The 21,088-nt window shown below is 65.0% G+C and carries 23 protein-coding genes; 18 read left to right on the top strand and 5 right to left on the bottom strand.

Going from position 1 to position 21,088, the window contains the following annotated elements; all coding sequences use genetic code 11:
* The first annotated feature begins 268 nt into the window (after window positions 1-268).
* Window positions 269-3,232: an excinuclease ABC subunit UvrA gene (gene uvrA / locus AC13FW_RS14880; protein ID WP_482989594.1), complete on the top strand. Its 2,964-nt coding sequence runs from the start codon at window positions 269-271 to the stop codon at window positions 3,230-3,232.
* Window positions 3,229-3,636: an acyl-CoA thioesterase gene (locus AC13FW_RS14875; protein WP_282271440.1), complete on the top strand. Its 408-nt coding sequence runs from the start codon at window positions 3,229-3,231 to the stop codon at window positions 3,634-3,636. The genes uvrA and AC13FW_RS14875 overlap by 4 nt, the downstream gene beginning before the upstream one ends.
* Before the next feature lie 186 nt (window positions 3,637-3,822).
* On the opposite strand, the gene AC13FW_RS14870 is transcribed toward AC13FW_RS14875, so the two are convergent.
* Window positions 3,823-4,356, bottom strand: a complete 534-nt coding sequence (locus AC13FW_RS14870; RefSeq protein ID WP_482989593.1) for a carboxymuconolactone decarboxylase family protein — start codon at window positions 4,354-4,356, stop codon at window positions 3,823-3,825.
* A gap of 116 nt (window positions 4,357-4,472) precedes the next feature.
* On the opposite strand from AC13FW_RS14870, the gene AC13FW_RS14865 reads away from it, so the two are divergent.
* Complete coding sequence (locus AC13FW_RS14865; protein WP_482989592.1) at window positions 4,473-5,336, top strand: cupin domain-containing protein; 864 nt, start codon at window positions 4,473-4,475, stop codon at window positions 5,334-5,336.
* On the opposite strand, the gene AC13FW_RS14860 is transcribed toward AC13FW_RS14865, so the two are convergent.
* The gene (locus AC13FW_RS14860; RefSeq protein ID WP_482989591.1) at window positions 5,337-5,777 is read right to left on the bottom strand and encodes a copper chaperone PCu(A)C; all 441 of its coding nucleotides are present in this window, start codon (window positions 5,775-5,777) and stop codon (window positions 5,337-5,339) included. It abuts the gene before it with no gap.
* Window positions 5,778-5,813: 36 nt separating this feature from the next.
* Here AC13FW_RS14860 and AC13FW_RS14855 point away from each other — a divergent pair, with 36 nt between their 5' ends.
* From AC13FW_RS14855 to AC13FW_RS14840, 4 genes are all read left to right on the top strand, one after another.
* A complete protein-coding gene (locus AC13FW_RS14855; RefSeq protein ID WP_482989590.1) occupies window positions 5,814-6,596 on the top strand; it encodes an enoyl-CoA hydratase/isomerase family protein in 783 nt (260 codons plus the stop codon).
* Between the two features lie 117 nt (window positions 6,597-6,713).
* Window positions 6,714-7,610, top strand: a complete 897-nt coding sequence (tesB, locus tag AC13FW_RS14850) for an acyl-CoA thioesterase II (protein WP_282271430.1) — start codon at window positions 6,714-6,716, stop codon at window positions 7,608-7,610.
* Window positions 7,611-7,613: 3 nt separating this feature from the next.
* The gene (locus tag AC13FW_RS14845; protein WP_482989589.1) at window positions 7,614-8,159 is read left to right on the top strand and encodes a pathogenicity-like protein; all 546 of its coding nucleotides are present in this window, start codon (window positions 7,614-7,616) and stop codon (window positions 8,157-8,159) included.
* A 61-nt stretch (window positions 8,160-8,220) separates the two neighbouring features.
* Window positions 8,221-9,435, top strand: a complete 1,215-nt coding sequence (locus AC13FW_RS14840) for an RNA polymerase sigma factor (protein WP_296248199.1) — start codon at window positions 8,221-8,223, stop codon at window positions 9,433-9,435.
* A 66-nt stretch (window positions 9,436-9,501) separates the two neighbouring features.
* On the opposite strand, the gene AC13FW_RS14835 is transcribed toward AC13FW_RS14840, so the two are convergent.
* Complete coding sequence (locus tag AC13FW_RS14835) at window positions 9,502-10,086, bottom strand: EF-hand domain-containing protein (protein WP_482989588.1); 585 nt, start codon at window positions 10,084-10,086, stop codon at window positions 9,502-9,504.
* 150 nt (window positions 10,087-10,236) lie between these two features.
* On the opposite strand from AC13FW_RS14835, the gene AC13FW_RS14830 reads away from it, so the two are divergent.
* From AC13FW_RS14830 to AC13FW_RS14820, 3 genes are all read left to right on the top strand, one after another.
* Window positions 10,237-10,998 (top strand): arginyltransferase, encoded by a 762-nt coding sequence (locus tag AC13FW_RS14830; RefSeq protein ID WP_296248195.1) that lies wholly within the window; start codon window positions 10,237-10,239, stop codon window positions 10,996-10,998.
* Between the two features lie 120 nt (window positions 10,999-11,118).
* Window positions 11,119-11,493, top strand: coding sequence for a hypothetical protein (locus tag AC13FW_RS14825; protein ID WP_482989587.1), 375 nt, complete (start codon window positions 11,119-11,121; stop codon window positions 11,491-11,493).
* Between the two features lie 131 nt (window positions 11,494-11,624).
* Window positions 11,625-12,791 (top strand): endonuclease/exonuclease/phosphatase family protein, encoded by a 1,167-nt coding sequence (locus AC13FW_RS14820; RefSeq protein ID WP_482989645.1) that lies wholly within the window; start codon window positions 11,625-11,627, stop codon window positions 12,789-12,791.
* A gap of 232 nt (window positions 12,792-13,023) precedes the next feature.
* Here the strand turns inward: AC13FW_RS14820 and purT are convergent, their stop codons facing one another.
* Window positions 13,024-14,208 carry a formate-dependent phosphoribosylglycinamide formyltransferase gene (gene purT, locus AC13FW_RS14815; protein ID WP_482989586.1) on the bottom strand — a complete coding sequence of 395 codons (1,185 nt, stop codon included), beginning with the start codon at window positions 14,206-14,208 and terminating at the stop codon, window positions 13,024-13,026.
* Window positions 14,209-14,470: 262 nt separating this feature from the next.
* Between purT and AC13FW_RS14810 the strand changes: the two genes are divergently transcribed.
* The 8 genes from AC13FW_RS14810 to AC13FW_RS14775 are packed head-to-tail and all read left to right on the top strand — an operon-like array spanning window position 14,471 to window position 20,120.
* On the top strand, window positions 14,471-15,352 hold the full coding sequence (locus AC13FW_RS14810) for an SPFH domain-containing protein (protein ID WP_282272485.1): 882 nt from the start codon (window positions 14,471-14,473) through the stop codon (window positions 15,350-15,352).
* Between the two features lie 22 nt (window positions 15,353-15,374).
* Complete coding sequence (locus tag AC13FW_RS14805; RefSeq protein WP_282272484.1) at window positions 15,375-15,659, top strand: hypothetical protein; 285 nt, start codon at window positions 15,375-15,377, stop codon at window positions 15,657-15,659.
* Window positions 15,656-15,835 (top strand): type II toxin-antitoxin system antitoxin, encoded by a 180-nt coding sequence (locus tag AC13FW_RS14800; protein WP_282272483.1) that lies wholly within the window; start codon window positions 15,656-15,658, stop codon window positions 15,833-15,835. Before AC13FW_RS14805 ends, AC13FW_RS14800 begins: the two co-directional genes overlap by 4 nt.
* Window positions 15,832-16,014, top strand: coding sequence for a DUF4177 domain-containing protein (locus AC13FW_RS14795; protein WP_482989585.1), 183 nt, complete (start codon window positions 15,832-15,834; stop codon window positions 16,012-16,014). The genes AC13FW_RS14800 and AC13FW_RS14795 overlap by 4 nt, the downstream gene beginning before the upstream one ends.
* Window positions 16,011-17,309, top strand: a complete 1,299-nt coding sequence (locus AC13FW_RS14790; protein WP_482989584.1) for an alpha/beta hydrolase — start codon at window positions 16,011-16,013, stop codon at window positions 17,307-17,309. The genes AC13FW_RS14795 and AC13FW_RS14790 overlap by 4 nt, the downstream gene beginning before the upstream one ends.
* Window positions 17,306-17,878, top strand: a complete 573-nt coding sequence (locus tag AC13FW_RS14785) for a PH domain-containing protein (RefSeq protein WP_482989583.1) — start codon at window positions 17,306-17,308, stop codon at window positions 17,876-17,878. Before AC13FW_RS14790 ends, AC13FW_RS14785 begins: the two co-directional genes overlap by 4 nt.
* A 9-nt stretch (window positions 17,879-17,887) precedes the next feature.
* The gene (locus tag AC13FW_RS14780) at window positions 17,888-18,712 is read left to right on the top strand and encodes a M15 family metallopeptidase (RefSeq protein WP_482989582.1); all 825 of its coding nucleotides are present in this window, start codon (window positions 17,888-17,890) and stop codon (window positions 18,710-18,712) included.
* Complete coding sequence (locus AC13FW_RS14775) at window positions 18,687-20,120, top strand: FAD-binding oxidoreductase (protein ID WP_482989581.1); 1,434 nt, start codon at window positions 18,687-18,689, stop codon at window positions 20,118-20,120. Before AC13FW_RS14780 ends, AC13FW_RS14775 begins: the two co-directional genes overlap by 26 nt.
* Window positions 20,121-20,413: 293 nt before the next feature.
* Here AC13FW_RS14775 and AC13FW_RS14770 read toward each other — a convergent pair whose 3' ends face one another.
* Complete coding sequence (locus AC13FW_RS14770) at window positions 20,414-21,088, bottom strand: DNA-3-methyladenine glycosylase family protein (RefSeq protein WP_482989580.1); 675 nt, start codon at window positions 21,086-21,088, stop codon at window positions 20,414-20,416.

Here is a 21,088-nt window from a genome sequence, read left to right as displayed (position 1 = left end):
TCGCCTTGCCCGCCATCGAGGGCGGACAGAAGCGGGATTTTACCGGGCAGACCGAGCTCGGGTCAACCCACCCCCTGCCCTGACCCGCCAGGCCTGAACCCCGGTTCAGGCCCGCAGCCGGCATCCGGCCCACTGGCGGGAAACAGCACTGGCAAAACTGGCAATTGCCCCCAAATCACAAGGCCGCTAGGCTGATTGACTGCCGTCAGCGACGCCCCCACACCTCCTGCTACCGGCCCAGCCGGCAGCAGTCCAAATCGGATTTCCCATGGCGATGGATTTCATCCGCATCCGCGGTGCGCGGACGCACAACCTCAAGAACATCGACCTCGACCTGCCCCGCGACAAACTGATCGTGATCACCGGCCTGTCCGGCTCGGGCAAGTCCTCGCTGGCGTTCGACACCATCTATGCCGAGGGCCAGCGCCGCTATGTCGAGTCGCTGTCGGCGTATGCGCGGCAGTTCCTGAGCGTGATGGAGAAGCCCGACCTGGACCACATCGAAGGCCTGTCGCCGGCGATCTCCATCGAGCAGAAGTCGACCTCGCATAACCCGCGCTCCACCGTCGGCACCATCACCGAGATCTACGACTACCTGCGCCTGCTCTACGCCCGCGTCGGCAGCCCGCGCTGCCCGGACCATGGCTACCCGCTGGAAGCGCAGACCGTCAGCCAGATGGTCGACCAGGTGCTGACCCTGGATCCGGAGCAACGCTACATGCTGCTGGCGCCGGTCATCCGCGATCGCAAGGGCGAGCATGCGCAGGTCTTCGACCAGCTGCGTGCGCAGGGCTTCGTGCGCGTGCGCGTTGATGGCGAGCTGTATGAGATCGATGAAGTGCCGGCGCTGCCCCTGCGCCAGAAGCACACCATCGAGGCCGTGGTGGATCGTTTCCGTCCGCGCGAAGACATCAAGCAGCGCCTGGCCGAAAGCTTTGAAACCGCGCTCAAGCTGGGCGATGGCATGGCCACGGTGATGACCCTGGATGCCGCCGACAGCACCCCGCAGCTGTTCTCCTCCAAGTACAGCTGCCCGGTCTGCGATTACGCGCTGCCGGAGCTGGAACCGCGCCTGTTCTCGTTCAACTCGCCGGTCGGCGCCTGCCCGGGCTGCGATGGCCTGGGCGTGGCCGAGTTCTTCGACCCGAACCGCGTGGTCGTGCATCCGGAGCTGTCGCTGGCCGCCGGTGCGGTGCGTGGCTGGGACCGTCGCAATGCCTACTACTTCCAGCTGATCGCCTCGCTGGCCAAGCACTACAAATTCGACGTCGATGCCAGCTGGCAGTCGCTGCCGGACAACGTGAAGCAGGCCGTGCTGTACGGCAGCGGCGAAGAGCAGATCACCTTCACCTATTTCACCGAAGCCGGTGGTCGCAACCAGCGCAAGCACCGCTTCGAAGGCATCATCCCCAACCTTGAGCGCCGTTACCGCGAGACCGAATCGCCTGCGGTGCGTGAGGAGCTGGCCAAGTACATCAGCTCGCGGCCGTGCCCGGAGTGCAAGGGCGCGCGCTTGAACAAGGCCGCGCGCAACGTGTTTGTCGCCGACCGCCCGCTGCCGGAAATCGCGGTGCTGCCGATCGACGAAGCCAAGCGCTTCTTCAGCGAGCTGAGCCTGCCCGGTTGGCGTGGCGAGATCGCCACCAAGATCGTCAAGGAAATCGGTGAGCGACTCGGCTTCCTGGTCGACGTCGGCCTGGACTACCTCACCCTGGAGCGCAAGGCCGACACCTTGTCCGGCGGTGAAGCGCAGCGTATCCGCCTGGCTTCGCAGATCGGTGCCGGCCTGGTCGGCGTGATGTACGTGCTCGACGAGCCGTCCATCGGCCTGCACCAGCGTGACAACGAGCGCCTGCTCGGTACCCTCACCCGCCTGCGTGACCTGGGCAATACGGTGATCGTGGTCGAACACGACGAAGACGCGATCCGGCTGGCCGATTACGTGGTCGATATCGGCCCGGGCGCTGGCGTGCACGGCGGCGAAATCGTCGGCCAGGGCCAGCTGCAGGACCTGCTGGATGCACCGCGCTCACTGACCGGCCAGTACCTGTCCGGCAAACGCCAGATCGAGATCCCGGCGCGCCGCCACAAGCCCAACCCGAAGATGACGCTGCGCCTGCGTGGCGCCAGCGGCAACAACCTGAAGAACGTGGACCTGGATATTCCGTCCGGCCTGCTGACCTGCGTCACCGGCGTGTCCGGCTCGGGTAAGTCGACGCTGATCAACGACACCTTGTTCTCGCTGGCGGCCAACGAGATCAACGGTTCTTCGCACCCCATCGCCAAGTACAAGAGCGTCGAGGGGCTGGACCTGTTCGACAAGGTCGTCGACATCGACCAGTCGCCAATCGGCCGCACCCCGCGCTCCAACCCGGCAACCTATACCGGCCTGTTCACGCCGCTGCGTGAACTGTACGCGCAGGTGCCGGAGGCGCGTGCGCGTGGTTACTCGCCAGGCCGTTTCAGCTTCAACGTGCGCGGCGGCCGCTGCGAAGCCTGCCAGGGCGATGGCCTGATCAAGGTGGAAATGCACTTCCTGCCGGACGTGTATGTGCCTTGCGACGTCTGCCACGGCAAGCGCTACAACCGCGAGACGCTGGAGATCCTCTACAAGGGCTTCAACATCAACGACGTGCTGGAAATGACCGTCGAAGATGCACTGCGCCTGTTTGAGCCGGTACCGTCGATCGCACGCAAGCTGGAAACGCTGATGGACGTCGGCCTGAGCTACATCAAGCTGGGCCAGAGCGCGACCACGCTGTCTGGTGGTGAAGCACAGCGCGTGAAGCTGTCCAAGGAACTGTCCCGCCGCGATACCGGCCGCACCCTGTACATCCTCGACGAGCCGACCACCGGCCTGCACTTCCACGACATCGAGGCCCTGCTCGGCGTGCTGCACAAGCTGCGCGACGAGGGCAACACCGTGGTGGTGATCGAGCACAATCTGGACGTGATCAAGACTGCGGACTGGATCGTAGATCTCGGCCCCGAGGGTGGCCATCGTGGCGGCACGGTTCTGGTCACCGGCACGCCGGAAGACGTGGCGGCACATCCGGACTCCTACACCGGCCAGTTCCTGGCCAAGATGCTGCCCTCGACCAGCGCGCGCCCGGAACAACCGGCGGCCGTGGCCAACAAGCCTGATGCGCGTCCGCCGCGCAAGGAGAAGCCGGTCAAGAAAGCCGCAGCCAAGAAGGCTGCCGCCCCCGCCAAGAAGAAGGCTGCAAAATGAGCAACGAACACAAGCAACTGGCCCGCGTACCGATCAGCGTGCGCTGGCGTGACATGGACTCGATGGGCCACGTCAACAACGCCAAGTACGTTTCGTATCTGGAAGAGGCGCGCGTGCGCTGGATGCTGGGCGTGGAAGGCGTGTCGATGACCGACCGCATCGCACCGGTGGTGGCCAATACCAACATCAACTATCGCCTGCCGATCGTGTGGCCGAACGACATCGTGGTCGAGTTGTTTGTCGAGCGCCTGGGCAACAGCAGCGTGACCATTGGTCACCGCATTGTTGACCAGAAGGACGACAGCAAGCTGTATTCGGACGGCAACGTGGTGGTGGTCTGGATGGATACGCAGACCGGCAAGAGTGCGCCCTTGCCGGAGGCTGTTCGGGGTGCTTCGAGCTGATCCCGCCTGACCCTTCTCCCTCCGGGAGAAGGTGCCCCGAAGGGGCGGATGAGGGTCGGTTCAGCACTGGCGTTGTTGGCAGCGCGGCGCTTCGCTCCTACCCTCACCTCAACCCCTCTCCCGGTGGGAGAGGGGCTTCAATTGCAATTGCAGGCATCACGGGGACCTCCCCGCGTTCGCGCAGCCTTACTTCAAAGCAACCTTCGGAAAATCCACCGGCACATCCAGCGCCACGTTGATGTAGTTGGTGAACAGGTTCAACGCCACATGCGCGAGAATCTCGACGATCTGCTCGTCACCAAAACCCACGCTGCGCAGCTCGGCCACATCGGCGTCATCCAGCTGCGCACGCTGTTCCACTACTTTCAGCGCGAAGCGCAGTGCCGCAGCGGTACGCGCGTCTTCGGACTGCCCCACCTGTGCCGATGCCATCTCAGCCGCGCTGGCACCCGCCTTCTGCCCCAGCACGGTATGCGCGGCCAGGCAGTACTCGCAACTGTTGCGGTTGGCGATGGCGACGGCGATCTGCTCGCCGAGCTTGCTGCCAAGGCTGCCCTTGCCCAGCGCGCCAAACGCAGCCCACATGCTCTGCAGGGCGGCCGGGGAATTGGACACTGCCTTGAACATGTTCGGCGTCGCGCCGAAGGCCTGGTGGATCTGCGCCAGCAGCGGCTGGCTGGCGGCGGGGGCGGTCCGGGTTTCCAGATTGATGCGTGACATGGTGATCTCCTGATCGGTTGGGGTGGTTGCCGGGCCATCAGCCCGTGAAAGAAGTATCCCGCCCGAATCAGAACCATTTGATACGATTAGTCCATCAAACAAACCAATTGATACAGATGAGCAGCCTTCCGCCCGTGGATCGCCTGGCTGGCGTCCTGGAAAACTTCCGCTTCCAGGCCCAGCTGTTTCACTCCGGCCCGCTGTGCGGGCTGACCAGCTTCGATGCGGGCGAAGGCCATGCCTATCTGCACGTACTGCGGCGTGGCCAGCTCGAGGTCAGCCATCCCGGCAGCCGCGATATCCCGGCCTCGATGCACTTCGAGGAGCCGACACTGCTGTTCTATCCGCGACCGTTCAGCCATCGCTTCCACAACCCGCCACGCGAGGGCGCCGATTTCACCTGTGCACGCCTGGACTTCGATGGCGGCATTGCGCATCCGCTGGTGCGTGGCCTGCCCTCGCTGATCGCATTGCCGTTGGCACGCATCCCCGGCCTGGCAATGACGCTGGAACTGCTGTTCAACGAGACCGACAACGTCCGCTGCGGCCAGCGGCTGCTGACCGATCGCCTGTTCGAAGTCGTGGTCATCCAGCTGCTGCGCTGGCTACTGGATCATCCGCAGGAAGCAGGAGTACCCGCCGGCTTCATCACCGGGCTGTCGGATCAGCGTCTGTCGCGCGCCTTGGCCGCCATGCACGATCGTCCCGGCGAGAGCTGGACATTGAGCAGCCTCGCCGAACAGGCCGGCATGTCGCGCACTGCATTTGCCAACAGCTTTCGCGACATCGTCGGGCAGACACCGCTGGATTACCTCACCGATTGGCGCATCGCGCTGGCCCAACGCCGGCTGCGACAAGGCCGGCCGATCAAGACGCTGGCCGACGAACTCGGTTATGCCAATGCCTCGGCACTGTCGCGAGTGTTCAGCGCCAAGACCGGAATGTCGCCGCGCGACTGGCTGAAACAGACCCAGGCCTGATCAACGCGCAGGCGCCTCGCGCCGTACCTGCAGCATGCCGTCCACCTTGGTTCCATCTTCCAGGCTCAGCCGCAAGGGCAGCTGCACGCCCTCCGCCAGCGCCACTTCCGGCTGCATCAACATCAAGTGCAGACCGCCGGGCTTCAGCTCGGCCGACGCGCCCGCGGCAATCGGCAAGCGTTCGATCTCGCGCATCCGGCTGACGCCTTCCGTCACCGTGGTTTCATGCAGCGACACATCGCCAAAGGCCTTGCTGCCCGCACCGATGACAACCACCTCGCTGGCGCAGCCGTTGCGGATGCGCGCAAATCCGGCGGCCATTCGAGTCGCCGCCGGGGTCAAGCGCACCCAGCCCTGCTCCACGCTCACGCAAGCCGGTGCTGCAGCCGCCTCGAACGCACCCAAGGCCAACAGTACGCACACGAATGGTTTGGTTATCATCAGCCCACGACTCCTTGCCGTACGAGAATCCGCAGCATGACCACGCTCATCGAAGTGATCAACCATGGCCCCATCCGTGAACTGCGCCTGGCACGGCCACCGGTCAACGCACTAGATACCGAACTCTGCCGTGCCCTGATTGCCGCCGTCACCCTGGCCATGACCGACGACGTGCATGGCATCGTGTTGTCCGGCAGCGAGCGCATCTTCACCGGCGGCATGGACGTGCCGCACCTGCTCTCGCATGGCGATGACAAGCGCAAGCTGATGGACAGCTGGCAGGCGTTCTTCGGCGCTGCACGGGTATTGGCTGAAAGCCGCGTGCCGGTGGTAGCCGCACTGACCGGCCACTCGCCGGCCGGCGGCTGCGTGCTGGCACTGTGCTGCGATTACCGGGTGATGGCGCGCAGCACCGACCCGGCCAAGCCCTATGTGATCGGTCTGAACGAGGTACAGGTCGGTCTGGTCGCGCCGGAAGGCATCCAGCGCCTGATGCGCCGCGTGGTCGGCCACCATCGCGCCGGCGTGTTGTTGACCGGCGGCCAGCTGGTCAGCGCCGAACGCGCCCTGGAAATCGGCCTGGTCGATGAACTGGCTGACGGCGCAGCGCAGGTGGTCGATCGCGCCATCGGCTGGCTGCAGACCCAGCTCAAGCTGCCGCCGCAGCCGATGCTGCAGACCCGCGCCATCGCCCGCGCCGACCTGCATGAAGCCATGCAGGCCGAACACATCCAGCTGGAACGCTTTGTCGAGGCGTGGTTCTCGCCGGATGCGCAGGGCGCTTTGCAGGCCTTGGCGGCTCGCCTGGGCAAGAACTAGGGATTCGGGAGTTGGGATTGGGGATTGGCAACGGCGGCATGCCGGGTGCTGACCTGCCTGCGTTGCCCCGTCCCCGCTCGCCTATAATCGCGGCCTGTCGAAAAGAAGGCCGCCGCCTTGTCCAACACGCCTGAACCCGTGGTCTCCGAACTGATTGACCTGCTGTCGCTGGAGCGGCTGGAGGACAACCTGTTCCGCGGCCAGAGCCGCGATATCGGCACCAAATATGTGTTCGGCGGGCAGGTGCTGGGGCAGGCGCTGGCCGCCGCACAGGCCACGGTCGAGAACGGCCGTCACGTGCATTCGCTGCACGCTTATTTCCTGCGTGCCGGCAACATCGACCACCCCATCGTCTATGACGTGGACCGCACCCGCGATGGCGGCAGCTTCTCGGTGCGCCGGGTCACCGCCATCCAGCACGGCAAGGTGATTTTCTTCTGCGCGGCCTCGTTCCAGCAGGCCGAGCGTGGTGCAGAACACCAGCACAAGATGCCGGATGTGCCGCAGCCCGAGGACATCGAACCGAGCCGTCCACTGCCGGCCGATGTGCTGGAGCGCTTGCCGGTAAAGGTGCAGCGCTGGCTCTCGCGCGGCGGTCCGTTCGAATTCCGCCACGTCTATCCGCGCGACGAACTGAACCCGCCCAAGCGCCCGCCCTATCACCAGGTGTGGCTGCGCTTGAACGAGAAGATCGGCGATGCGCCGGAGCTGCACCAGGCGCTGCTGGCCTATGCCTCCGACTTCCATCTGCTCGGCACGGCCACCTTCCCGCACGGCATCAGCTACTACCAGCCGCATGTGCAGATGGCCTCGCTCGACCATGCGATCTGGTTCCACCGCCCGTTCCGCGCCGACGACTGGCTGCTGTACTCGCTGGACAGCCCCAGCGCGCAGGACTCGCGCGGCCTGGCGCGTGGCCAGTTCTATACCCGCGACGGCGTGCTGGTCGCCAGCACCGCACAGGAAGGCCTGATCCGCGTGACCCCCGACGACAACGAAGCGAGCAAGGGCTGAACCATGCGCAAGATTTTCAGCAGCCAGCGCGTCGAGAACGCCGAGGGCGTGGCGGAGATCCTGCGTGATGCAGGCATCGAGGTCCGCGTCACCAACGGCCGCTCGTACCACAGCAAGCGCCGCGGCCAGTTCAGCTATACCGACAAGGTCAACAACGAGAACCTGCCTTCGGTCTGGGTGGTGCATGCCAATGACCAGCCGCGGGCGCGTGAAATCCTGCGCGACAAGCGCCTGCTCGACACCACCCGCCGCGACCATCCCACCGCCGAATACGCCTTCCGCGAAGCCCCCGCCGAGGCCGGCAATGGCCGCAGCTGGGCGTGGCGCATCCGCATCGCCCTGCTGGTGGTGATTGCCGGTGTGGCGCTGGTGATCATGATGCGCCATCGCACTGCGCCCGCGCCTGCAGCCACGGCCCCGGCCAACCCGGCACAGGTGCAACCGGCCCAGCCGCAACCGGGCGAAGACGAGTTCCGCGTGCGCATCCAGTCCCAGCCCGACACCCCGCCCGCACCGGCACCGGCACCGGCACCGGCACCGGAAAAATAATCGGTCACATCGGGCTTCGGTGCCCGTCCTGTTTGGCAGTACCGTCGAAAAGGCCTGTCCGATGAGCACCGAAACGCTGGAGATTCTGCTGCAGAACGAGCTGCCTGCCGCCCGCCAGGGCTGCACGCAGTCCTATGGGCGCATCGTGATGGCCTGCCAGAACACGGTAACCGCCATCGCCCTGGCCATCACCCGCGATGTGCAGGCCAGCGAGGACATCGCCCAGGAAGCCTTCATCAAGGCCTGGCAGCAGCTCACCCAGCTCAACAACAGTTCCAGCTTCCTGCCCTGGCTGCGGCAGATCACCCGCAACCTGGCCCGCGACTGGCTGCGCGCCAACCGCAACCGTCCGCTCAGCGGCGAGGCTGCGGAAATCGCCATCAGCATGGCCGCCGATCCCTCGCCCAACGGGGTCGACGCGATGGCGCGGGTGGAGGAAGAACTGGTCGCCGAGGAAATCATCTCGGCCCTGCCCGAGGACAGCCGCGAAGCGTTGCTGCTGTACTACCGCGAAGGGCAGAGTTCGCAGCAGGTGGCTATGCTGCTGGGCCTGAGCGATGCTGCTGTGCGCAAGCGTCTGTCGCGCGCTCGTGCCAGCGTGCGCGAGGAGATGCTCAAGCGCTTCGGTGAATTCGCCCGCAGCTCTGCGCCGAGCGCCGCTTTCGCTGCCTTGGTCAGCTCGGCGCTGATGTTGGCTGCGCCTGGCGTAGCCAGCGCTGCGATCATTGCCAGTGGCGCAGGAGTTGCAGGCACCAGTGCTGGCAAACTGGGAATCGGCAGTCTTGGCATCAACACCGCCGGCAGCGGCGCGGCCGCAGGAACACTCGGCGCTACCGTAAATGCGCTGTTCCCGAATCCTTTCGATCTATGGATAGTGGCCGGCGCAGTCGTGTTTGGCACGCTCGGGGCCTATCTCACCAATCTCTACCTGCTGCACTATGCCGAGACGCCGGAGGAAACCCAGCGTGTTCGCCGTTTCATGCGCCTGCACACCATCGGCGCCTTCGTGTTCTGCATCTGCGCCATGGCCGGCGTAGTGTTCCGCATGGGTCTGGTTGGCGGACTGCTGACCCTGGCAATAGGCATGGCCGTATTGAACTACCAGTACCTGGTCACGCTGCCGCGCGTGATGGCACCGATGCTTGCCCGTGATGCGGCTCGCCATGGCCGCAAGGGTCCGTCCTGGATCTATCAGAGCATGTTCGGGCGCAGCGCCGTGGTCAGCGCATCGCTGCTGGCGGTTGCGGCGACGCTGTACGCGCTGCTGCAGCACTGAACTCCAGCAACAAAACACCCCCGCTGTTGCCAGCGGGGGTGTTGTCGATCGGCGCCTTTGTAGAACTTACTTCGCAGCCGGAGCCTGCGGCGGCATCGGGCCGCGTGGGCCACGATGCTCGCGATGCCCATCCTTGCGCGCAGCCTGAAGTTCTTCCGGACTCAACTTGCCATCCTTGTTGGTATCGGCCTTGGCAAACCACTCCGCACGACGTTGCTCACCACGGGCCTGGCGATCAGCCTGATCGATATAGCCGTCCTTGTTGACGTCCAGGCGGGTGAAGTTGGCCTGGTACTCAGCGGCACTGATGCGACCATCGTTGTCGGTATCCATGCCACGCATGAAGCCGCCATCACGTTGACCGCGATGTCCGCCGTGGCGATCACCGCCGTGACGCCCGCCGTGCCGCATCTGCGCCATCTCCTCGCGCGACAACTTGCCGTCCTTGTTCTTGTCCAGTTCGTCGAAACGCTGTGCCAGATGCGGACGGGCCGCTGCTTCCTGGCGATCAACCACGCCATCATTATTGGCATCCAGGCGCTGCGGCGCCGGGCTGGTGCTGGTCGGCGCAGCCGCGAACACCAAGCCGGTCGCCGAGGTGGCCAGCAGCATCGCCAGCAGGAGGAGAGGTTTGCGGTGGGTCTTGGTCATGGTGTTGCTCCGTGGTGAGGCTGCGGACGCGGCATTGCGTCCTCGCTACGGTCAACGCACCAGCCATCGGCTTGGTTGACCTGCGTGCCGGCCTTGTTCATCACGCAGACAGGCGCAGGTTTTGCGACGCGCCACGGCTATGCTGTGCGCATGGCAGCCCACGGCGAAAACAACGAAGAACTGCGCCTGTTCCAGACCGGCGAGCACGCTTGCGGCTACTGGCCGGAACGACAGGCACGCGACCTTGTGCTGGACCCCCAGGACGAGCGGCTGGGCGCGCTTTACCCGATGGCATTGACCTGGGGCTTCCGCCGCTCCGGCGATCTGGTCTACCGCCCGCACTGCGAAGGCTGCCGCGCCTGCGTGCCGGTACGCATTCCCGTGGAGCGCTTCAACCCGGACCGCAGCCAGCGCCGCTGCCTGGCGCACAACGCCGACCTGCAATGCCGGATCCTGCCTGCCGAGCGTACCGACGAACAGTTCGCCCTGTATCAGCGCTACCTGTCCCACCGCCATGCCAAGGGTGGCATGGACGAGCATGGCCCGCACGAGTTCGACCAGTTCCTGATCGGCAGCTGGTCACATGGCCGCTTCATGGAGATCCGCGCGCCCGGCGTGGCCGGAAAACGCGGGCAGCTGTTGGCTGTCGCCGTTACCGACGTCACCGACCTCGGCCTGTCGGCGGTCTATACGTTCTTTGATCCGGACCAGGAAAAACGCAGTCTGGGCACCTTCGGCATCCTGCAGCAGATCGCCTGGGCCAAACGCAACGGCTTGCCACATCTTTACCTGGGCTATTGGATCAACGGCCACCGCAAGATGGACTACAAGCGCCGCTTCCATCCGCTGGAGTATTTCGACGGCAAGCGCTGGCTGCACGGCGAACAGGGCCTCGGCAACGACCAACGTTGATTGGGAGGCAGCTCAATGGCGACTTGCGTTGATGCGCATTTAACCGGGATTTATGCAGAATGGGAATGTCATCGCGCATCGTGATGACGCAAGGAAGTATCCATTCAACAGGAGCAATGCGTGAAGACCCAACTACTGATTCTGGCTGCCATTGGCACCCTGGCCCTCGCCGGCTGCAAGAAGGCAGAGACCCCGGCCACCGACGCCCCGGCCGCTGCTCCCGCAGCTGCTGCAGCCGAAGTCACCCCGGCTCCAGCCACCGACACCGTCAAGGCCGGCACCGGCGTTCCGGAATGCGACCAGTACCTGGAAAAGGTCTACGCATGCATCAGCGACAAGGTGCCCGAAGCCCAGCGTGACATGATGAAGCAGGGCATCGAGCAGTCGCGTAGCGCCTGGGCTGGCGTGACCGACAAGACCGAGCTGGCCAACCAGTGCAAGACCGCGCTGGAACAGGCCAAGACCAGCTTCGGCGCGATGGGCTGCACGTTCTAAGCAACGTAACAGCGCCATCCATGGACGCCCCGCATGCGGGGCGTTCGTGTTTTAGCAGCTTCGCTTTTCGCCTCATCGTCATGACGACGTGAGAAAATCGGCAGATGCGCATCTCAACCCTACTCGCCCCGATGACCCTGCTGTTGGCAGCCTGTTCCACCACACCCAGCGGCAGCGCCAGCGCGCCTGCCCAGCTACGGCTGGCAACCTACAACACCTCGCTGTACTCCGAGGAGGAAGGTGGCCTGATCCGCGAACTGCAGGGCGACAGCGCGCACGCGCGCAAGATCGCTGCTGTGCTGCAGCAGACGCGACCGGATCTGGTCCTGCTCAATGAATTCGACTTCGACGACGCCCATCGCGCCGCCGACCTGTTCCAGCAACGCTATCTTGAAGTCGCCCAGCCCGGCGGCGGCGAAGCGCTCAAGTACCCGTATCGCTACCTGGCACCGGTCAACACCGGCGTGCCCAGCGGACTGGACCTGGACAACAACGGCACCGTGGGCGGCAAAGGCCGCGAGCGCGGCAACGACGCCTGGGGCTACGGCCTGCACCCGGGCCAGTACGGCATGCTGGTGCTGTCCAAGTACCCGATCGATGAAGCTTCCGTACGCACGTTCCAGCTGTTGAAGTGGAGCACGATGCCCGGCGCCTTGCGTCCGATCGAACCGAGTACCGGCAAATCGTTCTGGCCGGACGCGGTGTGGTCGCAGCTGCGGCTTTCCTCCAAGTCGCATTGGGACGTGCCGGTGCGCACCCCGCTCGGCACCGTGCATGTATTGGCATCGCACCCCACCCCGCCAGTGTTCGACGGCAAGGAAAAGCGCAACGCCGCCCGCAACCACGACGAACTGCGGCTGTGGAAGGAATACCTGGACGGCGGCGACAAGCCGTGGCTATGCGATGACAAGGGCAGCTGCGGCGGTCTGGCTGCCGATGCACGCTTCGTCATCGTTGGCGACTTGAACAATGATCCGGCCGATGGCGACGGCCGCCACGACGCCATCCTCGAACTGCTGGAACACCCGCGCGTGCTGCGCTACCCGACGCCGACCAGCGTCGGTGCCGAGCAGACCAGCCTGGCCTACGCGGAGAAAGGCATCGTCCGCCGCGGCGCGCCGCAGCACGCCACCGGCGACTTCGGCCCGCGCTCGGGCACGATGCGTCTGGACTATGTACTGCCCTCCACCGGATTGAGCTACATCGGCAGTGGCGTGTTCTGGCCCGCCAACGACAGCCCGGAAGCGAAGATCGCCGACGGCAGCGACCATCACCTTGTCTGGGTGGATGTGAAGTAAAAAAAAACGCCGGCTAAGCCGGCGTTTTTTTGCTTCTGTACTTTGTGGGAGCGGCGTAAGCCGCGAAGCTCGTACATCACCAGATGACGATGTATCCCGCCGCTGCAGCATTGCCAGCTTCGCGGCTTACACCGCTCCCACAAGCGTGCCGCTGACTGCTGGTGTGGGAGCTGGATCACAGCAGCGAAGCGTTACCCCTCCCCTTGCCTTCGGCAAAGGGAGGGGGCAGATCTCAGCGCAGCTCAATTCCAATCGCCGCTGCAGCATCACGCGCAGTCGCACGCGCCTGATCCACATCAGCAGCCCTTGCCAGGGTCACGCCAACGCGCCGATGGCCCTGCACCATCGGCTTGCCGAACAGGCGCAGTGCCGAATCCGGATGGATCAATGCTTCGGCCACGTTGCTGAAAAACGGCACACCATTGCCCTGCGCCAACATCGCACATGATGCCGATGCGCCGTTATGACGGATGGTCGGGATCGGCAGGCCCAGAATCGCCCGCGCATGCAGCGCGAACTCGCTCAGCTCCTGCGATACCAGGGTGACCAGGCCGGTGTCATGCGGACGCGGCGAGACCTCGCTGAACCACACCGCGTCACCCTTCACGAACAACTCGACACCGAACAACCCCCAACCACCGAGGTCATCGGTGATTGCGCGGGCGATCTGCTGCGCGCCTTCCAATGCCTTGGCCGACATCGCCTGCGGCTGCCAGCTTTCGCGGTAATCGCCATCCTTCTGCAGGTGACCAACCGGGTCACAGAACGCAGTGCCACCGGCATGGCGCACGGTCAGCAGGGTGATCTCGTAATCGAAGTCGATGAAGCCTTCGACGATGCAGCGGCCGGCACCAGCGCGGCCGCCGGTCTGCGCGTAGTCCCACGCCGGGCCGATGTCGGCCTCGCTGCGCAGCGTGCTCTGGCCCTTGCCCGAGGACGACATCACCGGCTTGACCACGCACGGCAAGCCGATCGCGGCGACGGCCTCGCGGTACTCGGCCTCGGTATCGACGAAGCGGTAGGGCGAGGTCGGCAGGCCCAGGGTTTCCGCGGCCAGGCGGCGGATGCCTTCGCGGTCCATGGTCAGGCGCGCGGCACGCGCGGTCGGGATCACCCGCAGGCCCTGCTCGGCTTCCAGCTGCACCAGGGTTTCGGTGTGGATGGCCTCGATCTCGGGCACCACCAGGTGTGGCTGCTCCTGCGCGATCAAGGCCTTCAGTGCGGCCGGGTCGAGCATGTCCAACACATGGCTGCGGTGCGCAACCTGCATGGCCGGGGCATTGGCGTAGCGGTCCGCGGCAATCACTTCCACCCCGAAACGCTGCAGCTCGATGGCCACTTCCTTGCCCAGTTCGCCCGAACCAAGCAACAGGACGCGGGTAGCGGATGGGGACAACGGGGTACCGAGGGTGATCATCAGGCAGGTCCGGAAGGCACAAAAGAGGGTGCCTATTCTAGGCAAGCCGGCGCGGCGAGCGGACATCGTAGCCCGGGGCAGCGTCAGCACCCCCAGGGAATGAGCGGAACTACCCTGGCGATTGCGGGCCAGCTTACTCCCCGGGTGCGCTGCCGCTTACCCGGGCTACGGGTTTCCGGCCCTGCGGGGAGCCTTGTCAAAACCGCTTGCATGTTGATATCAATTTGATATCTTTCATTCCAACCACCACGGAAGATGTGCCATGAAAGAGAAGTCCCTCGGTTCCATTACCGGTATTCCCACCCTCCTCGGCACCTTGCTGATGATGCTGGCCGGCACCGCTGCCATCGTCGGCGCGGTCGTGGTCACCAAGAACGGCACCGGTGGCGGCGGGATGCTGGTGCTCGGCGGCATCGCATTGCTGGTTGTTGGCATCTTCCTCAGCTGCGGCCTGTACATGGTCCAGCCCAACCAGGTGGCCGTGATCAGCCTGTTCGGCAAGTACGTGGGTACGGTCAAGGACAACGGCCTGCGCTGGAACAACCCTTTCTTCAGCAAGCGCACCGTCAGCCAGCGCGTGCGTAACTTCGAGAGCGGCAAGCTCAAGGTCAATGAACTGGACGGCTCGCCGATCGAGATCGCAGCGGTCATCGTCTGGCAGGTAGTCGATGCTTCCGAAGCGGTCTACAACGTCGACGACTACGAGAGCTTCGTGCACATCCAGTCCGAATCGGCACTGCGTGCGATGGCCACCAGCTATCCCTATGACCAGCACACCGAGGGCCAGCTTGCCCTGCGCAGCCACGCCGCCGAGATCTCCCAGCATCTGAAGGATGAGCTGGCCGAGCGCCTGGCCGATGCTGGCGTGCAGGTACTCGATGCGCGCATCAGCCACCTTGCCTACGCCCCGGAAATCGCCCAGGCCATGCTGCAGCGCCAGCAGGCCAGCGCGGTGATCGCCGCACGCACGCAGATCGTCGCCGGTGCCGTCGGCATGGTCGAGATGGCACTGCTGGAACTGCAGAAGAACGCCGTCGTCACCCTCGACGAAGAGCGCAAGGCACACATGGTCAGCAACCTGTTGACCGTGTTGTGCTCGGACCGCGGCACCCAGCCGATCGTCAATGCCGGTTCGCTGTACTGAACAACGTAGTGAGGTAATCGCAGTGAATGTTTTCGCCCCCCTGATCATCGCAGCCACCGGCGTTCCCGCCCTGTGCTTCGCCGTGTGGAGCGGACGCCCCGGCACCGCCCATGCACGCGGGCTGGGCCTGCGCTGGGCCTTGATCGCGCTGTGCATGTTCGTGGCGGCCACCGGCGTCTATCTGGCCGGTGACAACCGCAACATCGCCTACGGCGTGATCATCGCGCTGGTGGTGGCGGTCAATGCGCTGGGCATTTCGCTGGTGCTGCATCTACGTCGCGGCAACAACGGAGCACCCCGCCGGTGAGCGAGAAGAAGGCCTATCCGCTGCGCATCAACGCTGATGTTCTGGCTGCGACCCAGCGCTGGGCCGACGACGAGCTGCGCAGCCTCAACGCGCAGATCGAGTACGTGATCCGCGACGCCCTGCGCAAGGCCGGGCGTCTCCCCAAACCTGAGCAAGAACCCAAGGAAGAGCCATGAGCACGCAGTGGAAATATCTGGTCGTGGGACTGAAGACCACCCTGATGGGCAGCTTCAAGACCGAAGCGCTGCAGGAGGAACTGGACAAGCAAGGCCGGCTTGGCTGGGAGCTGGTGAATGTGGTTCATGCCACACCGACCGTCTCTACCCCGACCCTGATCTTCAAGAAGGCGCAATGATGAAAGCATTGAGCGGATGGATCACAGCAGCACTTCTTTCCCTCGCCAGCAGCGCACACGCTGCCGAGCCGGCCGCCTTGGCCACCCAGTTGCTTGACCGGCTTGATGCTGGCCAATACGCCGCTGCTGAAGCGGATTTTTCGCCGCAGATGAAAGCAGCGGTACCTGCTGAAAAGCTCAAGGCGGTGTGGGAGTCCCTGCCAGCGCAGATGGGCCCAGCCGGTCCCCGCGGCGCTGCCGTAACCAGCGAAGCCGACGGCTTCCGCATCGTCGTCATTCCTTTGCACTATGCAAATGGCGGGCTGCAGGCACGCATCGTGCTTGATCAGGACGACAAGGTGGCAGGCTTCCTGGTGCAGCCTGCAGCGGCTGCGCCGGCACCACCGCCTGCGGCGGATGCCAGCGTCATCGAGCAGGACTTCAGCGTACCGGCCAGTGGTAGCGCCAGCGCGCCACTGCCTGGCACGCTGGCGCTGCCCAAGGGCAAGGGCCCCTTCCCCGCCATCGTGCTGGTGCACGGCTCCGGTCCGCAGGACCGCGATGAAACCATCGGCCCCAACCGCCCGTTCCTGGACATCGCGCGTGGACTCGCCGCGCAGGGCATTGCCGTGCTGCGTTACGAAAAGCGCAGTCATGCACGTCCGCAGGATTTCAAAGGCAGCTTCAGCGTTGATGACGAAACCACCAGCGATGCGGTCGCGGCGGTAAGCGCGCTGGCGGGCAACGCCAACATCGATCCTCACCACGTATATCTGCTGGGCCACAGCCAGGGAGGATTGCTGGCCGGGCGCATCGCCAAGGCGGCCAATGGCAAGCTGGCTGGACTGGTACTGCTGGCTGCACCCGCGCGCCCCATCCTCGACCTGCTGGCCGAGCAGAACCGCTACATGCTTGGCCTGGACGGCGCGATCAGCGCCGAGGACCAAGCCCAGCTCACCGCACTGGACGCAGCAATAGCGAACGTGCGCGGCAATCCGGAAGCGCGGTTGATGGATGTCCCCGGTCGGTTCTGGCAGCAGCTGGAAGCTGTCGACCCCATCGCCGACGCACGCGACAGCACGCTGCCAGTGTTGGTGCTGCAGGGTGCCCGCGACTTCCAGGTGATCGACACCGACTGGCAGCTGTGGAACAAGGGCCTGCAGGGGGAGCGCTACCGCTTCCGGCACTACCCGGCGCTCAACCACCTCGGCATCGCCGGTGAAGGCAAGGGCTCACTGGAAGAATACGCGCGCCCGGGCCACGTCGATCCAGCACTGATCAGCGACATCGCGCTATGGATCAAGGCGCAGCGATGAGCGATCGCAACACCACGCCAACCGAGACAACGGCATTCAACGTCGCCACGCCAACCAGCTCACTCCTGCTCTGGTTATGGGCGCCCATGCTGCTGGTGCTCAGCATCGATCCGCTGATCAGGGTGTTCGCCGGCAAGCCGCCTTTCCAGGCGACATTCGCCTCCTGGGGCGGCTGGTTGATATTGTTCCTCGTTGGCACAGCGCTGACCGTGGCCTACCGGCGACGCGAACTGCGTGTTGAACCGAAGCAATTGACCATCGCCGCCACCTTGTACACCCGACGCGTGGCGCTGAGTTCGATGCGGCTGGAACGCGCGCGCGTTGTCAATTTCGCAGAGAACCCTGATTTCAAGCCGGGCGGGAAATCCAATGGCTTCCAGTTCCCCGGCTTCCGCGCGGGGCACTTCCACATGAAGGGTGGCGGCAAGGCCTTCTGCCTGATCACCGACAACAGCCGCGTACTGGTGATCCCGCTGCGCGACGGCAACAGCGTGCTGGTCAGCCCCGAACAGCCGCGCGCCCTGCTGGATGAACTCAGGCGGCTGGCCGACGGCGGCGCACAGGCCTAAGCTGCGTACATGCGCAACGCTCCCCATATCCTGCTGAACACGCCCGACATCGAGATCTGGCCGGGCGGCCTGTTGCGCGCGCGCAGCAATGACGATGCACGCGTACTGGCGCGGGCAACGCATGTACTGCGACGCAAACACGATGGGCGTTACCTGGCGGCGCAGCTGCGCGGCGGTCTGATGCCCCTGGTGACACGGCTTGCGGACGAATCCGGCATCGACTTTGCGTTGACCGCATTGGAAGCCTTGCGATCTCAGCCATCCCGTATCCCGCCCCCGAGCGGCAGCCTGCCCTTGCATCAACTGCAACTGCATCTGCAGCAACTGGATCTGGATGCCGACGCCTACGCCGCCCGGACCGGTTTGCCGCTGGTCGCCGAACCCGTGCATCTGCACCTGGCGGGCTTTGATCGCTACCGCAGGCCACTCTGGCTCACCCGTGGTGCGGCGCGCGGCTGGCAGCGCATGCAGCAGGCAGCGGCTGGTGACGGCGTCGCGCTGGATGCGATTTCCGGCTACCGCAGCCATGACTATCAGCTCGGCATTTTCGAACGCAAGCTGGCGCGCGGGCTGAGCGTTGACGAGATCCTCACCGTCAACGCCGCACCCGGCTACAGCGAACACCACGGCGGTGACGCACTGGACATCAGTACGCCGGGCGAGCCTCCTGCCGAGGAATCCTTCGAGCACACCGCAGGCTTCGCCTGGCTGCAGCGGCACGCCGCAGGTTTCGGCTTCCACATGAGCTACCCGCGCGACAACCCGCACGGCATCATCTACGAGCCCTGGCACTGGTGTTATCGCCGCAATGAAAACGCCACCGCCCGAGGGTGAACGTCGGCGCCTGGTGCAGGCAGCACTTGGCGCAGGCCTGCTGACCCAGCTGCCCGCATGCAAACCCCGATCCAGCCAGACATTGGCCAGCGATGTCGCGCAGCTGGACCGCACCGCCGTTGCCGGCGTGGTGCGCCCTGCCAGCAGCGCCGGCGTAGTTGCGGCCCTGCAAGGTTGGCCGGGCACGGTCTGCGTCGCTGGCGGCCGCTACAGCATGGGCGGACAGACCCGGGCCGAACATGCGCTGCAGCTGGACATGCAGCACATGGATCGCCTGCTGTGGCTGGACCCGGAAACACCCTGCGCGCGCGTGCAGGCTGGCATGCGCTGGCGGCAACTGCAGGAGCATCTGGATCCGCGTGACCTCGCCGTCAAGGTGATGCAGAGCTACAGCAACTTCAGCATCGGCGGCTCGGTATCGGTCAATTGCCACGGCCGCTATGTCGGCAGCGGCGCACTGGCAGGCAGCGTGCGCGCCCTGCAGCTGGTCACCGCCGATGGTCGCGTGCTGGAGTTGTCCCGCCAGCAGCAGCCGGCATTGTTCGCCGCGGTGATTGGCGGCTACGGCGGCCTGGGCGTGATCACCGAGGTCGAGCTGGACCTCGCGCGCAACGAGAGAATGGCACGCAGCGTCGAACAGCTTGCCCTCGTCGATTACCCGGACTGGTTCAACGCCCATGTACTGGGCAGGCCCGGGGTAGTGCTGCACAACGCCGACCTGCTGCCACCGGACTTCAATGCTCCGCTGGCGATCAGCTGGAGCCGCAGCAGCGCCGCACTGACCGACGCAAGACGGCTGATGCCCATCCGCGCCAGCCACGCCAAGGACCAGAACCTGATCTGGGCCGCATCCGAACTGCCCGGCGGCGACCAGCTGCGCGACCTCTACCAGACACGCAGCCTGCTCACCGAACCACGCGTGGTGATGCGCAACCTGGAAGCCAGCCTGGATGCGGCATCGCTGGAACCGCGCACCCGCCGCATGTCGTCCTACCTGCTGCAGGAATACTTCATCCCGGTTGCCGGATTCGCGTCCTTCGCACGCACCATGGCCGGAATCCTGCGCAGGCACGACGTCAATGCACTGAACATCTCGATCCGCCACGCGCCTGCCGACAACACCTCGTTGATGCGCTGGGCGAGCGAGGAAGTGTTCTGCTTCGTGCTGTACCACAAGCAACGCAGCTGGAACGCCGCCGAACAGTACAGCAGCGGCTGGACCCGCCGCCTGATCGACGCCGCGCTTGAGCATGGTGGTCGCTACTACCTGCCCTACCGTCTGCACGCCAGCCAGGCGCAGTTCCAGCGCGCCTACCCGCAGGCGGTGCAGTTTGCCGCCATCAAGCAGCAGCTGGATCCTGGCAATCGTTTTCGCAACCTGCTGTGGGAGCGCTACCTGCCGCGTTGAGCGGGCTCGAAGCCAAAGTCGCCCTTGTGTATGCGGACTTCCCGCTTTCCAGGGATACCGGCTTCGCGGCTTACGCCGCTCCTGCAATCGGGAGCGCACCGCATTTGTGGGAGCGGCGTAAGCCGCGAGGCTGACGGCAACCGAGCTGCTGGGCAAAACCGCAATCAAGGGAGGCATCAGACTTAACACCATGGCAGATTCAGCCAGGTGGGCTGCAATTCGGCGCTGACGATCTACCGGCTTCGCGGCTTACGCCGCTCCCACAGAAGAAAGCAGACGCTTCACCTCGCCACTTAGTCCTGCGAGCGATTGGTCTTTTGTCTGGGTTCTACGCTGAAGTCGGCAATGCGCCATAGATACAGGCTGGCCCAGGTGCGGTACGGGCCCCAGCGTTCGCCGCGCTCGGCCAGCGCCTTGGGCGTCAGCATTGTCTCGCTGCCATCCACGCGCTGTGCGCCCTTGCGGATACCCAGGTCATCGATCGGCAGGATGTCGGGACGACCGAGGCGGAACATCAGCATCATCTCCACCGTCCAGCGGCCGATGCCGCGCACTGCCACCAGGGCGTCGACGATGGACTGGTGATCCATCACCGACATCTGCCGCAGGCCCGGCAATTCACCTGCGCGCTCACGCCGGGCAAGATCACGCAGCGCCAAGGCCTTGTTGCCGGATACGCCACACGCCCGCAGCCCGGGGTCATCAATCAGATCAAGGCTTGCGGCGTGCAGGCGCTTGCCGCCAATCGCCGTCTCCACCCGCCCGACTATCGTTGAAGCGGCCTTGCCACTGAGCTGCTGGAACAGGATTGCCCGCGCCAACGCATCTACCGGGTCGAACGAACGCCCCCAGCCCGGTGGCGCCGGCAACGGCCCGATGCGGCGCATCCAGCCGGCCAGGCGCTTGTCCACCCGCTGCAGGTGCGCCTGCGCCTCATCGATGTCGAAGCCGCGTCGATAGCGGGGCAT

The sequence above is a fragment of the Stenotrophomonas sp. 21LCFQ19 genome (assembly GCF_056861425.1).
This window is presented reverse-complemented; position numbering and strand designations above follow the sequence as displayed.